Annotated in this window: 17 protein-coding genes and 1 rRNA gene; 12 read left to right on the top strand and 6 right to left on the bottom strand. The window is 28.5% G+C overall.

Annotation, left to right across the window (positions count from 1 at the left end; translation table 11 throughout):
• Window positions 1-52: 52 nt before the first annotated feature.
• From mnmE to rpmH, 6 genes are all read right to left on the bottom strand, one after another.
• On the bottom strand, window positions 53-1,432 hold the full coding sequence (gene mnmE / locus IC175_RS16540) for a tRNA uridine-5-carboxymethylaminomethyl(34) synthesis GTPase MnmE (RefSeq protein WP_227851741.1): 1,380 nt from the start codon (window positions 1,430-1,432) through the stop codon (window positions 53-55).
• Window positions 1,433-1,541: 109 nt separating this feature from the next.
• Complete coding sequence (gene jag / locus IC175_RS16545; RefSeq protein ID WP_227825086.1) at window positions 1,542-2,171, bottom strand: RNA-binding cell elongation regulator Jag/EloR; 630 nt, start codon at window positions 2,169-2,171, stop codon at window positions 1,542-1,544.
• The gene (locus IC175_RS16550; protein ID WP_227436572.1) at window positions 2,140-2,847 is read right to left on the bottom strand and encodes a YidC/Oxa1 family membrane protein insertase; all 708 of its coding nucleotides are present in this window, start codon (window positions 2,845-2,847) and stop codon (window positions 2,140-2,142) included. The genes jag and IC175_RS16550 overlap by 32 nt, the downstream gene beginning before the upstream one ends.
• A gap of 31 nt (window positions 2,848-2,878) precedes the next feature.
• On the bottom strand, window positions 2,879-3,130 hold the full coding sequence (yidD, locus tag IC175_RS16555; protein WP_227436574.1) for a membrane protein insertion efficiency factor YidD: 252 nt from the start codon (window positions 3,128-3,130) through the stop codon (window positions 2,879-2,881).
• A 32-nt stretch (window positions 3,131-3,162) separates the two neighbouring features.
• Window positions 3,163-3,507, bottom strand: coding sequence for a ribonuclease P protein component (gene rnpA, locus IC175_RS16560; protein WP_227436576.1), 345 nt, complete (start codon window positions 3,505-3,507; stop codon window positions 3,163-3,165).
• A 77-nt stretch (window positions 3,508-3,584) separates the two neighbouring features.
• Window positions 3,585-3,722 (bottom strand): 50S ribosomal protein L34, encoded by a 138-nt coding sequence (rpmH, locus tag IC175_RS16565; RefSeq protein WP_003420485.1) that lies wholly within the window; start codon window positions 3,720-3,722, stop codon window positions 3,585-3,587.
• Window positions 3,723-4,380: 658 nt separating this feature from the next.
• On the opposite strand from rpmH, the gene dnaA reads away from it, so the two are divergent.
• From dnaA to IC175_RS16625, 12 genes are all read left to right on the top strand, one after another.
• Complete coding sequence (dnaA, locus tag IC175_RS16570; protein WP_255613010.1) at window positions 4,381-5,700, top strand: chromosomal replication initiator protein DnaA; 1,320 nt, start codon at window positions 4,381-4,383, stop codon at window positions 5,698-5,700.
• Window positions 5,701-5,931: 231 nt separating this feature from the next.
• On the top strand, window positions 5,932-7,038 hold the full coding sequence (gene dnaN, locus IC175_RS16575; RefSeq protein ID WP_227436578.1) for a DNA polymerase III subunit beta: 1,107 nt from the start codon (window positions 5,932-5,934) through the stop codon (window positions 7,036-7,038).
• A 137-nt stretch (window positions 7,039-7,175) separates the two neighbouring features.
• Window positions 7,176-7,382 carry a S4 domain-containing protein YaaA gene (yaaA, locus tag IC175_RS16580; protein WP_227436580.1) on the top strand — a complete coding sequence of 69 codons (207 nt, stop codon included), beginning with the start codon at window positions 7,176-7,178 and terminating at the stop codon, window positions 7,380-7,382.
• A gap of 16 nt (window positions 7,383-7,398) precedes the next feature.
• Complete coding sequence (recF, locus tag IC175_RS16585; protein WP_227436582.1) at window positions 7,399-8,514, top strand: DNA replication/repair protein RecF; 1,116 nt, start codon at window positions 7,399-7,401, stop codon at window positions 8,512-8,514.
• On the top strand, window positions 8,515-10,416 hold the full coding sequence (gene gyrB, locus IC175_RS16590) for a DNA topoisomerase (ATP-hydrolyzing) subunit B (protein WP_227436584.1): 1,902 nt from the start codon (window positions 8,515-8,517) through the stop codon (window positions 10,414-10,416). It abuts the gene before it with no gap.
• Window positions 10,417-10,435: 19 nt separating this feature from the next.
• Window positions 10,436-12,862 (top strand): DNA gyrase subunit A, encoded by a 2,427-nt coding sequence (gene gyrA / locus IC175_RS16595; protein ID WP_227436586.1) that lies wholly within the window; start codon window positions 10,436-10,438, stop codon window positions 12,860-12,862.
• Between the two features lie 68 nt (window positions 12,863-12,930).
• A complete protein-coding gene (locus IC175_RS16600) occupies window positions 12,931-13,227 on the top strand; it encodes a YtxH domain-containing protein (protein WP_227436588.1) in 297 nt (98 codons plus the stop codon).
• On the top strand, window positions 13,227-13,487 hold the full coding sequence (locus IC175_RS16605) for a hypothetical protein (RefSeq protein ID WP_054272124.1): 261 nt from the start codon (window positions 13,227-13,229) through the stop codon (window positions 13,485-13,487). The genes IC175_RS16600 and IC175_RS16605 overlap by 1 nt, the downstream gene beginning before the upstream one ends.
• Before the next feature lie 11 nt (window positions 13,488-13,498).
• Window positions 13,499-13,816, top strand: a complete 318-nt coding sequence (locus tag IC175_RS16610) for an STAS domain-containing protein (protein ID WP_227436590.1) — start codon at window positions 13,499-13,501, stop codon at window positions 13,814-13,816.
• Between the two features lie 3 nt (window positions 13,817-13,819).
• Window positions 13,820-14,227 carry an ATP-binding protein gene (locus tag IC175_RS16615; RefSeq protein WP_227436592.1) on the top strand — a complete coding sequence of 136 codons (408 nt, stop codon included), beginning with the start codon at window positions 13,820-13,822 and terminating at the stop codon, window positions 14,225-14,227.
• A complete protein-coding gene (locus IC175_RS16620; protein WP_227436593.1) occupies window positions 14,227-15,000 on the top strand; it encodes a SigB/SigF/SigG family RNA polymerase sigma factor in 774 nt (257 codons plus the stop codon). Before IC175_RS16615 ends, IC175_RS16620 begins: the two co-directional genes overlap by 1 nt.
• 181 nt (window positions 15,001-15,181) lie before the next feature.
• Window positions 15,182-15,248: ribosomal RNA gene (locus IC175_RS16625) — 16S ribosomal RNA — on the top strand; the annotation flags it as partial.

The raw sequence follows: 15,248 nt of genomic DNA on the forward strand, positions 1-15,248 counted from the left end.
AAAAAATGAAATTTATTACTTCTATATTTTCTTTCCTTTTGTATTTTACATCCTATTTTCCTATACAGAAGTTATGGAATATATTATCTAGTAAATCTTCTGTTACTGTATCTCCATTAATATATCCAAGGTAGTCCCATATATTTTTTAAATCTACTTCTACAAAGTCAAATGGCATACTTTGTTCTAGAGCAATTAAAGCATCTGTTGCAGACTTATATGCCTTACCAAGTGCATCCTTATGTCTAGAATTAGTTACTATTAAACTAGAATTGTTTTTGATACTTCCTTTATATACCATAGACTCTATCTTATCTTGTAATGCTTCTATGCCTTCTTGCTGTAAAGCTGATATTCTTATTATACTATTATTTTCTACATATTTAAGTATTTTTTCTTCTTCAATCTCTTGTTTTAAGTCATTTTTATTTAATAGTACTATTGTTTGTTTATCTTTAAGATTCTTTAATATTTCTATATCTTCTTCTGACAACTTTCTTGATGCATCTAAAACCATTATAATTAAATCAGCACTTGTAAATGATTCTTTAGATTTCTCAACTCCTATTTTTTCAACTATATCATCAGTATCTCTTATACCGGCTGTATCAACTATCTTAAGAGGTATACCTTTTATATTAACAAATTCCTCTATAACATCTCTAGTAGTTCCTGGTATGTCTGTAACTATAGCTCTATTTTCTCCCAAAATAGAGTTAAGCAGTGAAGATTTTCCTACATTTGGTTTCCCAACAATTACTGTTTTCAAGCCTTCTCTAAGTATTTTCCCACTTTCAGCTGTATCATATAATTTTTTAATTTCTTTTTTAAGTTCACCAGTTTTATCCTTAAGCGTTTGATATGTTATATGTTCAATATCTTCTTCAGGATAATCTATAGCAACTTCTACATGTGCCAGTATCTCAGTAACTTTATCTCTTAAGTCTCTTATCTTCTTTGATAGAGAACCCTCTAACTGGTTTTGAGCAACTTCATGAGCTATATCAGTTTTTGCCTTTATAACATCTATTACTGCTTCTGCTTGAGATAAATCTATTCTTCCGTTTAAAAATGCTCTTTTAGTAAACTCCCCAGCTTCTGCCAATCTAACATCTTTAGATAATATTAGTTCTAAAATTTTCTTTACTGAAATAAATCCACCATGGCAATTTATTTCTATAACATCTTCTCCTGTGTATGAATTGGGACCCTTCATATATGCCAATAATACTTCATCTATTGCATTTTCATTATCTACAATATTTCCATATATTAATGTTCTTTTATTATAATCTTTTATACTCTTTCCTGACATGGATTTAAAGATTTCTTCTGCAACTTTTAAAGCTTTTTCTCCACTTATTCTCAGTATACCTATACCACCTTCTCCAGGTGCTGTAGCTATAGCCGCTATTGTATCATCTATAAACAAATTTATCACCTCTTAATTTATAATTTTTACATATAGATTTATTTTTGACCAATTACAATGATTTAATAAGATTAAAAAATAAAACCCCCTAATGTTTAGGAGGTTGATTTTATCTTTTACACTCAATTACTAATCTTCTATATGGATCGGTTCCTTCACTATATGTAATTACATATTTGTCATTTTGAAGGGCTGAATGTATTATTCTTCTCTCATATGGATTCATATAATCTAATTTTTTAGTTTTTCTTGTTTTCGCTACTTCTCTAGCAACCTTATTAGCATATCTTATTAAAGATTCTTCTCTTTTTGACCTATAGTTTTCTATATCTACAAGTACTCTTGTATGAGAGTCTTTATTTATTTTATTAAGAGCTAATCCAGTTAAAAATTGAATAGAATCTAAAGTTTCCCCTCTTCTACCAATTAAACTTGCAGCTTCTTTGCCTTCAATATCAACCATGATTAAATTATCTTTTTGAGATACATTGACTTTGGCATCAACATTTGCATTTTTCAACATTACCTCTATAAAATTTTTAGCTACATCTAGTTCCCTTTCAATAACAAAAATTTCATAGGTACCATCTTTAGCACCTATAAAACCTAAAAACCCCTTGCTTGGGTTTTCTAGTATTTCTACCTCTATATCCTCTACTTTTAAATTTAAATCTGCTATCGCCTTATTTATAGCTTCTTCTTTACTTTTACTTTTTATTAATTTTAGGCTTTTTCTCATTAACTTTTTCCTCCTTAGAGTTAGCAGCCAGCTTAGCTTTTAAAGGATTCATTATTAAGTAATACTGAGCTATTGAGAATAAGTTACTTACTGTCCAGTACAATGTAAGTCCTGCTGGGAATATAAATCCCCAATAGAAAGACATCCCTGCCATTACATATGTCATTACTTTCATAGAGCCTTGTAGTTGGTCCTTTGGAGTCATTACCTTTTGCATTACATATGCACTTGCTCCTGAAAATACTGCTAATACATAATCTGGTGCTGTTAAACTTTTTATCCATAAAAACCCATTGTCAGCTGCCATAAATGCAGCTTGATTTGCAAAAACGCCATGAGCAACTGGCTCTCTTAAAACGCTAAATAATCCTATTAATATAGGAAACTGTATTAATAAAGGTAAACAACCAGATAGTGGATTAATTTTAGCTTCTCCATATAACTTAACAATTTCTTCATTTTGTTTTTCTGGCTTATTTTTATATTTTTCTTGTATCTCTTTTATACGAGGTTGTATATCTTGCATTGCCTTTGTTGACTTAGTCTGTTTAACTGTTAATGGTAGTAAAATAATCTTTACAAGTATAGTAAAAATTATTATAGAAATACCATAGTGGTTAACAAATTCAAATATTACCTTAAGAATTAATCCTAAGAAATTTCCTATTATATTCAATTTTTTTATACCTCCTAATAGTTACTCTCTTTTATTTTAGAGGGTCGTAACCTCCTGGATGAAAAGGATGACATTTTAGAAGTCTTCTTATTGTTAAGTACATACCTTTTACAAATCCATATTTTTTAAATGCCTCTATTGAATATTGTGAGCAAGTTGGATAGAATCTACAAGTAGGTCCCTTTAAGGGAGATATATACTTTTGATAAAATTTTACTAAATAAATACATAAATTCGATAAATACCTACTTATTTCCTTTAATATATAAATTATTTTATTCAAAATTATTAACCTCCATATTTATAGCATACAATTTAAAGAGAAATATCCGTTCTTTTAACTAAATTTTTTATAGACTTGTCTATCTCTTTAAAACTAGCATCTTTACTAGATACTCTTGCTATAAATACTATATCATATCCAGGCTTAATTTTTTCATCAATATTTAATCTGTAGACTTCTTTTATTAATCTTCTTACTCTATTTCTAGTGATAGCTTTTCCTACTTTCTTTGAAACAGAAATACCTATTCTACTATAATCTGATTTATTTTTAAGTATATATATTACTAAATATCTGTTTGCAAAAGATTTGCCGTGTTTATATACTTTTCTAAAATCAGAGTCTTTTTTTAACCCCTTTGTCCTATTAAAGTCCATAGTTAACCTCCATAAACACAGCTATGCATTGTAATTATTTACACAAAAAGGCCACCTTTGCAGCGGCCCTTTTGTAATTAATGAGTTAATCTATTTCTTCCTTTAGCTCTTCTTCTTTTTAACACGTTTCTTCCGTTAGACGTCTTCATTCTTTTTCTGAAACCATGTTCTTTACTTCTTTGTCTCTTTTTTGGTTGATAAGTTCTTTTACTCATTATTTTGCACCGCCTTTCAGATTTCATTTTCCGTTTATAAAAATAATAACTTTACCCTCAAAGTAAACATAACACATATAATTATAAATACTTTTACTATCGTTGTCAACGAGTTTTTGGTATGCTTGCATCACAAAATCTACCATATATATATTATGTATTTTTTTTATTGAAAATACTAGTAAAAATCTATTTAATTTTATTCTAAATTATTTTTTTCAATTATATACACAAATAAAGCAAATTTAACATGTTTATATTTTTATCAACAATTAGTTAATATTGTGGATAAATTAGTTACAAATCATTGAAGTTTGACATATATTTTGATATTATAAATATACTTGTTGATAATGTGTATAAATGTTATCAACTTATTAAAAATTATTCACAGCTTGTGGATACTTTTGTGTATAACTTTTAAGATTACTGACAATACTCTAGTTATAATCACCATTTATTGTATGTTTATGTTATTTATAACTTTATCTACATATTGTTTATATCTTTTCATATTTTTTTAATAATTTATACTATTATTAATTTATCAACACCATTATCCATAAATTTAGTTATTCTGTAAAATTTATATATATTTTTGCTTTTCTGTTAATAACTTTGTGGAAAATATTAATTATTCTGTTCGGAGGTTTATATTATGGATATAGTTTCTTTATGGGACAAAACCCTACAATTAATAAAAGGTGACTTAACTTCAGTAAGTTTTAATACCTTTTTTAAAAACATCGTACCATTAAAAATACATCTTAATGACTTGATACTACTAGCTCCTAGTGATTTTAATAAAGATATTCTAGAAAATAGATATTTGCATTTAATTGAAGATGCTATAAATCAACTGTCATTAAAAAAGTATAATATTAAATTTGTATTGAGCGAAAAAGAAGTTGCTGACCTAAATTCTGATAGTGCAGATTTAAATTATAGAGTACTTTACCCTAACCTGAATCCAAAATACACATTTGATACGTTCGTTATTGGTAATAGCAATAGATTTGCTCATGCTGCATGTGTTGCAGTTGCTGAATCTCCTGCTAAAGCTTACAATCCACTTTTTTTGTATGGAGGGGTTGGCTTAGGTAAAACTCATTTAATGCACGCTATTGGACATCATATTGTCAGCCAAAAAAAAGATTCAAAAGTTGTTTATGTTTCTTCAGAAAAATTTACTAATGAACTTATAAACTCTATAAAAGATGATAAAAATGAAGAATTTAGAAATAAATATAGAAATGTAGATGTCTTATTAATTGATGATATTCAATTTATAGCTGGGAAGGAAAGAACTCAAGAAGAGTTTTTCCATACATTTAATACTCTTCATGAGGCAAATAAACAAATAATTATCTCTAGTGATAGACCACCAAAAGATATACCTACACTAGAAGATAGATTAAGATCGAGATTTGAAATGGGACTTATAACTGATATTCAGGCACCAGACTTTGAAACAAGGATTGCTATCCTTAGAAAAAAGGCTCAACTAGAACGTATAGAAGTGCCAAACGAAGTTATGTCATATATAGCAAAAAATATTAAGTCAAATATAAGAGAACTAGAAGGTGCCTTAACTAGAGTAGTTGCTTACTCTTCTCTTAGTAATAGAGTGATATCTTTTGATCTTGCTACAGAAGCTTTAAAAGATATTATAACAACTTCTAAAAATGAAGAAATCAATGTGCTTAGAATAAAAGAAAAAGTTTCTTCTGTATTCAATTTAAAAATGGAAGATTTTAATTCTAAAAAAAGAACTCGTTCAATAGCTTTTCCAAGACAAATAGCTATGTATTTAACGCGCGAACTTACTGATTTGTCTCTCCCTAAAATAGGTGAAGAATTTGGAGGAAGAGATCATACAACAGTAATTCATGCTCATGATAAAGTATCTAGAGACATAGAAGAAAGCGAAGAAATTAAGACTAAAATAGACAAAATTATATCAGATTTAAAGGGATAATTTATACACAATTGTCTGTTTATATCTATTGAATAACTTTTTTATATTAAAATTTATTAACAAATAATTAAGTATAAAATAACAAAGATATCAACATCTTATACACATGTTGATATCTTTGCATTTATAATGTTACATGTACTTATTAACATTATCAACAACACCTACTACTATTACTACTATGATTTTAACTTATTTTTTTATATAAAAAGCCAGAGGAGGTTATCCACATTGAAAATAATTTGTAATCAAAAAATCCTAGCAAATAGAATCGGGATTGCTCAAAAAGCTATTAATGGAAAAACAACTATAGAACTATTAAAGGGTATACTTATATCTACAGAAGAAGGCCAGTTAAAACTTACTGGATATGATGCGGAGATAGGAATAGAAACTTATGTACAAGCAGAGATTATAGAAAAAGGTGATGTTGTTGTAGATGCAAGATTATTTGGAGATATAATTAGAAAATTACCAGATTCTTTTGTTGAGATAGAAACAGATTCAGAAAATAATATTTACATAAATTGTGTAAATTCAAGATTTAAAATTAAAGGATATGCAGCTAAAGAATTTCCTAAACTACCAGAATTAAATGAAGAAGATTTATACAGCATACCTCAAGAACTCCTAAAAAATATGATTAAACAAACTGTATTTGCTATTTCACAAGACCAAACAAAACCTGTTTTAATGGGAGAACTTCTAGAAATTGTAGATAAAAATTTAAATCTAGTAGCAATTGATGGCTATAGATTAGCTGTAAAAAGCTGTTCAGTTGATAGTTTAACTGAAAATATAAAAGTAATAATTCCAGGAAAGACACTTATAGATGTAAATAGCTTGCTTTCTGGAGAAGATAATGTTAAAGTTGGATTTAACGAAAAAAATGCTATTTTTATAATTAATGATACAAAAATTATTACAAGATTACTTGAAGGAGATTTTATTGATTATAAAAAATTATTGCCAAGAGAGCATAATAGTAGAGTAAAGTTAAATACTAAAGAACTTTTAAATAGTATAGAAAGAGCATCTTTATTGTCTCAATCAGAAAAAAATAACCTTATAAAATTATCTATAAGGGATAAAGTAATGGCAATTACTTCTAATACAGAAAAAGGAAATGTCTATGAAGAAGTTGAAATAGATTTAGATGGAGATTATTTAGATATAGCTTTTAACTCTCGATACTTTATTGAAGGATTGAAAAATATAGATAATGAGGAAATATTTATAGAATTTACTACAAATGTAAATCCTTGTATAATTAAACCAACAGATGATATTAATTATATTTACTTATTACTTCCAGTAAGAATATCATCTAATATATAGTAGATATTAAGGAGTTGTCTTTTGTAGAAAAATTTTTCTAATCTTAGGCAACTCCTTTTGCAAGTATTTTTATGGTATAATATACTTTTAGTGTATTAATACCTATTTACCTAAAATAATGGCAAGGAGGAACTCTTATGACTGAAATAACTATAGAATCAGACTATATAAAGTTAGATCAATTCCTAAAACTAGCAGAGATTGCATCAACCGGAGGTCATGCAAAATTTTTAATTCAAGAAGGTTTAGTGACTGTAAATGATGAAATAGAATTAAGAAGAGGGAAAAAGATAAAATCAGGAGATATAGTTGAGATAGAAGGAACTAAAATAAAAGTATTGTAAAAAAGGAGAACTTTTTGTGAAACTTAAAAGTTTGCAGCTTGTTAATTTTAGAAATTATGAAAAGTTGCATCTGGAATTTAATGGTAAAGTGAATCTTCTTGTTGGAAAAAATGGTCAAGGAAAGACAAATATAGTAGAATCTATTTATATGCTTTCTTTTGGCAAGTCATTTAGAACCAACAAAGATAGAGAAATGGTTAGATTTAATAGTGAAAATTTATATGTTGGAGGAAGTTTTTCAAAATATAATAAATATAGTCTAATAGAGCTAATTATTGGAAAAGATAAAAAGGGGATACGAATAAATAAAGTTCCTTTGCAAAAAATGCAGGAATTACTTGGCAACTTAAATGTTGTCATATTTTCACCTGAAGATTTAAGACTGGTTAAAGAAGGTCCTAAAGAGAGAAGGACTTTCATAGATAAAGAGATTAGCCAAATTATTCCTAAATATTATAATTATCTTACTAATTACAATAAAATACTTTCTCAAAGAAGTAGAGTTCTAAAAAGCATGCATGTTGATGAAGCTTTATTAGATGTATATGATGATACACTAGCAAAATACGGAAGTTATATTTATATTTTACGCAGAGACTTTATAAAAAAGATAGCTAATATATCTGAACATATGCATATGAATTTGACTAATGGAGTTGAAAAATTATCAATCAAATATAAAACTCAAATAAATATAACTGACGAAGATACTATAGAAACAGTATATAATAAATTTTTAGCCAAGTTGTCATCAAATAGACCTAATGATATAGAATCTAGAACTACTAGATATGGTATACACAAGGATGACTTAAATATATTCATAAATGATTTAGATGCAAGACTTTTTGGTTCACAAGGTCAACAAAGAACTGCTTCAATATCATTAAAGCTATCAGAGATAGAATTAATAAAAAATGAGGTTGAAGAATATCCAGTATTAATTTTAGATGATGTTTTTAGTGAGTTAGATGAAGCAAGACAAAAACTTTTAGTAAATAATTTAAGCAATGTTCAAATGTTTATAACAAGTGCTGAAATTTCACATAAAAAAATATTTGATGAAAAGGATGTTACAATATTTAATATTGAAAACGGCAATGTTATTAGCATAGAGAATGGAGGAAATTAAATGAAACAAGAATACGGTGCAAGTCAGATACAGGTATTAGAGGGATTAGAGGCCGTTAGAAAAAGACCAGGTATGTATATTGGTAGTACAAGCCCAAGAGGTTTACACCACTTAGTTTATGAAGTTGTAGATAATAGTATCGATGAGGCTTTACAAGGCTATTGTTCAAATATATATGTATCTATTAATGAAGATGGCAGTATTTTAGTAAAAGATGACGGAAGAGGTATCCCAGTCGAAACACATCCTAAGACTGGAAAATCGACTTTAGAAACAGTATTAACTAATCTTCATGCAGGAGGAAAATTTGGAGGCGGAGGATATAAAGTATCTGGAGGTCTTCATGGAGTTGGTGTTTCTGTAGTTAATGCATTATCAAAATGGATGATAGCAGAAGTTTATTTAAATGGAAAAATATATAAGCAGACATATGAAAAAGGTCTACCAACATCTAAGATTGAGATAGTTGGAGAATCTCAAAGTACAGGAACAATAATTCAATTTATGCCTGATGCTACTATATTTGATGAAATAGAGTTTAAATATGAAACATTAGAATATAGACTTAGAGAACTTTCTTTTTTAAATAAAGGAATAAAAATAGTATTTGAAGATAAAAGAGAAAATCAAGAAAAAAGAAAAGAATTTCACTATACAGGTGGTCTAGTAGAATATATTAAGTATTTAAATAAATCTAGAACTGGAATACATGATGACATAGTTTATATAGATAAAAAAGTTGATGATTGTATTGTCGAATTAGCTATGCAATATACGGATGGTTATACAGAGAACATATATTCTTTTGCAAATAATATAAATACGCATGAAGGAGGAGCTCATTTAAGTGGATTCAAAGCAGCTCTTACTAAAACTGTAAATGATTATGCTAAGAGAAATAAATTCTTAAAAGAAAATGATGTTAATTTATTAGGTGAAGATATAAGAGAAGGACTTACAGCTGTAGTATCAGTTAAATTACCAGAGCCTCAATTTGAAGGACAAACTAAAACAAAACTAGGTAATAGTTTTATGAGAGGTGTAGTTGATAGTGTAACAGTTGATGAACTTGGCTCTTTCTTAGAGGAAAATCCAGCAACAGCTAGAATAATAGTTGATAAAGCTTTGAGAGCACAAAGAGCTAGAGAAGCTGCAAAGAAAGCAAGAGAATTAACAAGAAGAAAGAGTGTTTTAGAAAGCACATCTTTACCTGGAAAATTAGCAGATTGTGCAGAAAAAGATCCTGCTAAAAGTGAAATATTCTTAGTCGAAGGAGATTCAGCGGGAGGTTCCGCAAAACAAGGTAGAGATAGAAATAGTCAAGCGATACTTCCATTAAGAGGTAAGATACTTAATGTCGAAAAATCAAGACTAGATAGAATATTATCTTCAGACGAAATAAAAAATATGATAACAGCTTATGGTTGTGGTATAGGAGAAGATTTTGATATAGATAAGGCTAGATATCATAAAATTATAATTATGACCGATGCCGATGTAGATGGAGCTCATATAAGAACTTTACTATTAACATTCTTCTTTAGATACATGAGACCTCTTATAGATGAGGGGTATGTTTATGCAGCACAACCTCCTTTATATAAAGTAACAAAGCAAAAAAAGGAACATTATGTTTATTCAGATAAAGAATTAAATGTTTTATTAGATGAAATTGGAAGAAATGGTGCAGAACTTCAAAGATATAAAGGTCTTGGAGAGATGAATGCAGAACAATTATGGGATACCACTATGAATCCTGATACAAGAACTTTATTGCAAGTAACTGTAGAAGATGCTGCAATTGCAGATGAAGTATTTTCAATGCTTATGGGTGATAAGGTTGCTCCAAGAAAAGAATTTATAGAAGAAAATGCAAGATTCGTTAGAAACTTAGATATATAGAGAGAGGGGATTAGTATACATGGAAGAAAATAACAAAATACTCCCTATTGAAATAGCGGAAGAAATGAAAAAATCTTATATCGATTATTCGATGAGTGTTATAGCTGGACGTGCTCTTCCTGATGTTAGAGATGGTCTAAAGCCAGTTCACAGAAGAATACTATACTCAATGAGTGAATTAAACTTAACACCAGATAAACCATATAGAAAGTCAGCCCGTATTGTTGGGGACGTTTTAGGTAAGTACCATCCACATGGAGATACTGCTGTTTATTTTGCAATGGTTAGAATGGCTCAAGACTTTTCAACTAGAGCACTTTTAGTAGATGGTCATGGTAACTTTGGTTCTGTTGATGGAGACTCACCAGCGGCAATGCGTTATACAGAAGCTAAGATGAGTAAATTATCATTAGAATTATTAAGAGATATAGAAAAAGAAACTGTAGATTTTAAACCAAACTTTGATGAATCATTAAAAGAACCTTCAGTACTACCAGCAAGGTATCCCAATCTATTAGTGAATGGGTCTAATGGTATAGCTGTTGGGATGGCAACTTCAATACCTCCACATAACTTAGCTGAAGTAATTGATGCAACTGTACATTTGATTGACAATCCAGATTGTAGTGTTGAGGACTTAATAAAATTTATACAAGGTCCAGATTTTCCTACAGCTGCAATTATAATGGGAAAAGAGAATATAGCAGAGGCATATAGAACTGGAAGAGGTAAAGTTAAGGTTAGATCTAGAGCTTTTATAGAAGAACTTCCAAAAGGAAAACAACAGATAATAGTTACAGAAATACCTTATCAAGTAAATAAAGCTAAATTAGTTGAGAGAATAGCTGAGTTAGTTAAAGAAAAAAGAATAGAAGGTATATCAGATTTAAGAGACGAAAGTAATAGAAATGGTATGAGAATTGTTATAGAATTAAAGAGAGATGCTAATGCTAATATAGTATTAAATAATCTGTATAAACATTCTCAAATGGAAGATACATTTAGTATAATAATGCTTGCTCTTGTAGATGGTCAACCAAGAGTTTTAAATCTTAAGCAAATACTATATCATTATATTAAACATCAAGAAGATGTTGTTACAAGAAGAACTAAATTTGAATTAAACAAAGCTGAAGCAAGAGCACATATTTTAGAAGGATTAAAAATTGCTTTAGATAATATAGATGCTGTTATAAGCTTGATAAGAGCTTCAAAAACAGGCCAAGAAGCTAAGATAGGTTTAGTAGAAAAATTCAATCTAACTGAGATTCAAGCTCAAGCTATACTAGATATGAGACTTCAAAGACTTACAGGTCTAGAAAGAGATAAGATAGAAGCTGAGTATGAAGACTTAATAAAGAAAATAAATAGATTAAAAGAAATTTTGGCTGATGAAAGATTACTTTTAAATGTAATAAAAGATGAAATGACAATAATAAAAGAAAATTATTCTGATGAAAGAAGAACAGAAATAAGACATGCTGAAGGCGAGATAGATATGAGAGATCTTATAAGTGATGAGGAAATAGCCATAACTCTTACTCACTTTGGATATATAAAAAGACTTCCATCTGATACTTATAAGAGCCAAAAAAGAGGTGGAAGAGGTATCTCAGCACTTACAACCAGAGAAGAGGACTTTGTAAGACACTTGATAACTACAACTACTCATAGTAGATTACTGTTCTTTACAAATAAGGGTAGAGTATTTAAATTAAATGCATATGAAATACCTGAAGGTAAGAGACAAGCAAAAGGTACTGCTATAGTAAACTTACTTCAATTGTCAGCAGACGAAAAGATTGCAACTTTAATACCTATAGATGGTAATGATGAAAATGAATATTTATTACTTACAACTAAAAAAGGTATCGTTAAAAAGACTAAACGAGAAGAGTTTAAAAATATAAACAAATCTGGTCTTATTGCTATAGGTTTAAGAGATGATGATGAACTTATTGGAGTAGAGCTAACAGATGGAAAACAGGAAGTACTTTTAGTAACTAATGAAGGTATGTCTATAAGGTTTGATGAAAATGATATAAGATATATGGGTAGAACAGCAATGGGTGTAAAAGGTATAACTTTAAGTAAAAAAGACTTTGTTGTATCTATGAATCTTTGTAGTAAAGGTACAGATGTATTAGTTGTCAGTAGAAATGGTTTTGGTAAAAGAACAAATATAGAAGAATATAGAAGCCAAATAAGAGCTGGAAAAGGAATTAAAACTTATAACATATCTGAAAAAACTGGTACAATTGTTGGTGCAGAGATGGTCAATGAAGATGATGAGATAATGATTATAAATTCTGATGGAGTTCTTATTAGAATAAGAGTTAATGAAATTTCACTATTTGGAAGGGTTACAAGTGGTGTTAAATTAATGAAGACTAATGAAGAAGTGAATGTAGTTTCGATTGCTAAAATAAATATTGAAGAAGAATAGGATAAATATCCTATTCTTTTTGTATAATGTACTTAGATAAAAATTTAAAATTGAAAGGAGTAGTTGTTATGTGTAATAAAAGAGGTTGTAAAAAAGGTGGATTTTTATTAATAGGAGCCATTTTAGGTTTTATATTTGGTATGTTTCTTGCACCAAAAAAAGGTTCTGAGTTAAGAAAAGAGACAAAAGATAAGTTTGATAAAGTGAAAGAAAACCCAAAAGAAGTTCTACATGAAACATTTAATGATGTTAAAGAGAGAATAATAACTTTAGTAGATGATGATAATAATGAAGAAGATATAAAAATTTCAGAAGAAGATATAGTAATAAGTAAAAGTTTTGACGACGAGGGAGATGTTAACTAATGAATGCATGGGGGTGGCAAATAGGAGCAGTGTTAGTAGGTAGTTCGGCTCTTATAGTAGCAATTTATTTAGCTAAAACTCTAAATAGTTTAAATAAAGTTGTTGAAAAAGCTTATAAGATTGTAGATTACAATGAAAGACATATACAAGATATTGTTGAAAATGCATCATCAATATCAAAGGGAATAGATGATATAGTTTATGTAATTAATAAGATATTGAGTATAGGTAATATATTTAAAATTATTAAGAGAAAATAGGAGGTTTTTACATGTCTATGAATATAGATTCAAATTTAGATTCTCAAAATAAGTTTTGGAATGTTTGTATTGATGGAGAACTTGATGTCTCTACAGCAGATAAATTAAAAGAACATTTACATGGTTTAATAGAAAGAAACATGTTGGATGTAAAGATTAATCTTAAAGATTTAGATTATATAGATTCTACAGGTTTAGGAGCTATGATAGGTGTTTTAAAAAAACTAAAAATAAATGAAAAAGAGATATACATAGTAAATCCTAAGAGTAATGTTAGGAAAATTTTTACTATAACAGGTCTAGATAAAATATTTAAAGTGGAGGGATAAATTTTGGCTTGTGAAACTATAAAGATGGAAATTACTACAAATCCAGATTATGTAGGCATAATAAGATTAACAGCGTCTGGGATTGCAAATAAAATGGGGTTTCCAATAGATGATATAGAAGATATAAAGGTAGCAGTATCAGAGGCATGTACCAATGCAATAAAACATAGTAATGATGATGTATTCAATATAGTATTTAATATTTTAGACGATGCAATTAATATAGAGATTCAAGATAATGGAAAAGGATATGATGTTAGCTCAATAAGTACACCAGATTTAGAGAATCCAAAAGAAAGTGGTCTTGGATTATTTATAATTAAAACTTTAATGGATGATGTAGATATTGAATCAGAATGTAATCAAGGAACAAAAATAAAAATGACTAAGTATTTAGGAGTTGATATTTAATGAAAAATGTAGCTAATGCTACACATTACCTAAATATGGATACAAAAGAGCTATTTAATTTATATAATACAAATAAAAACGTAGATATCAGGAATATTCTTATTGAAAGACATCTATATTTAGCAAGGTTGTTAGCTAAAAAGTATATAAACAAGGGTGTTGATTTTGAAGACATATATCAAGTTGCTTCATTAGCATTAATTTATGCTATTGATAGATATGATGTTGAAAAGGGATTTGAATTCTCCAGTTTTGCAACACCAACTATAGTAGGAGAAATTAAAAAATATTTTAGAGATAAAGTATGGACACTTAGAGTACCAAGAAGAATACAAGAATTAAGCAAAAAGATAAGTGATGCGAAAATTAAACTAGAGCAAGAAAATAAAAAACATCCAAAGGTAAAAGATATCGCTGACTATATAGGAGTTAGTGAAGAAGATGTACTAGAGGCTATGGAAGCATCTTATGGTTATCAACCTATGTCTTTAGATTCATCAAGTAATGATGATTCAGAAGACAAAGACATAACTCTTATTGATAAAATAGGAAAAGAAGAAGGTAATTTCGGAAGTATAGAATACGAAGATTTTATTAATAAGTTTATTGAAACTTTAAATGAGTTAGAAGTAAAAATATTTAAAGATAGATTTTTCTTCGATAAAACCCAGTCTAGTATAGCTAAAGAATTAGATATATCTCAAATGACTGTTTCTCGCTTAGAAAAAAAGGTCGTAGAAAAGCTAAAAAAAGAATATGAAAAAAATTTCTAAAAAATAATAAAAAAAGTATTGACCTACTGTTTGAATGATGGTATAGTATTACTTGTCCTTGAAAAAAAGGAACAAGAAAAAATACGAACATTGAAAATTAAACAGTAGGTTAATTTATATTAAGAAACAAACCATAAAGCCAGATATTTAGATAACAATAGTATCTGAGCCTGATAAACTTTTATTTGAGAGTTTGATCCTGGCTCAGGATGAACGCTGGCGGCGTGCCTAACACATGCAAGTTGAGC

This window comes from Clostridioides sp. ES-S-0123-01 (assembly GCF_020658415.1).
Classification (GTDB): domain Bacteria; phylum Bacillota; class Clostridia; order Peptostreptococcales; family Peptostreptococcaceae; genus Clostridioides.

Bases quoted from the DNA above. Each gene is read 5' to 3' on its own strand.
- jag (WP_227825086.1), bottom strand. From the start codon at position 2,171: ATGAGAAAAAGCCTAAAATTAATAAAAAGTAAAAGTAAAGAAGAAGCT.
- rnpA (WP_227436576.1), bottom strand. From the start codon at position 3,507: ATGGACTTTAATAGGACAAAGGGGTTAAAAAAAGACTCTGATTTTAGA.
- rpmH (WP_003420485.1), bottom strand. From the start codon at position 3,722: ATGAGTAAAAGAACTTATCAACCAAAAAAGAGACAAAGAAGTAAAGAA.
- dnaA (WP_255613010.1), top strand. From the start codon at position 4,381: ATGGATATAGTTTCTTTATGGGACAAAACCCTACAATTAATAAAAGGT.
- yaaA (WP_227436580.1), top strand. From the start codon at position 7,176: ATGACTGAAATAACTATAGAATCAGACTATATAAAGTTAGATCAATTC.
- gyrB (WP_227436584.1), top strand. From the start codon at position 8,515: ATGAAACAAGAATACGGTGCAAGTCAGATACAGGTATTAGAGGGATTA.
- gyrA (WP_227436586.1), top strand. From the start codon at position 10,436: ATGGAAGAAAATAACAAAATACTCCCTATTGAAATAGCGGAAGAAATG.
- IC175_RS16600 (WP_227436588.1), top strand. From the start codon at position 12,931: ATGTGTAATAAAAGAGGTTGTAAAAAAGGTGGATTTTTATTAATAGGA.
- IC175_RS16605 (WP_054272124.1), top strand. From the start codon at position 13,227: ATGAATGCATGGGGGTGGCAAATAGGAGCAGTGTTAGTAGGTAGTTCG.
- IC175_RS16610 (WP_227436590.1), top strand. From the start codon at position 13,499: ATGTCTATGAATATAGATTCAAATTTAGATTCTCAAAATAAGTTTTGG.
- IC175_RS16620 (WP_227436593.1), top strand. From the start codon at position 14,227: ATGAAAAATGTAGCTAATGCTACACATTACCTAAATATGGATACAAAA.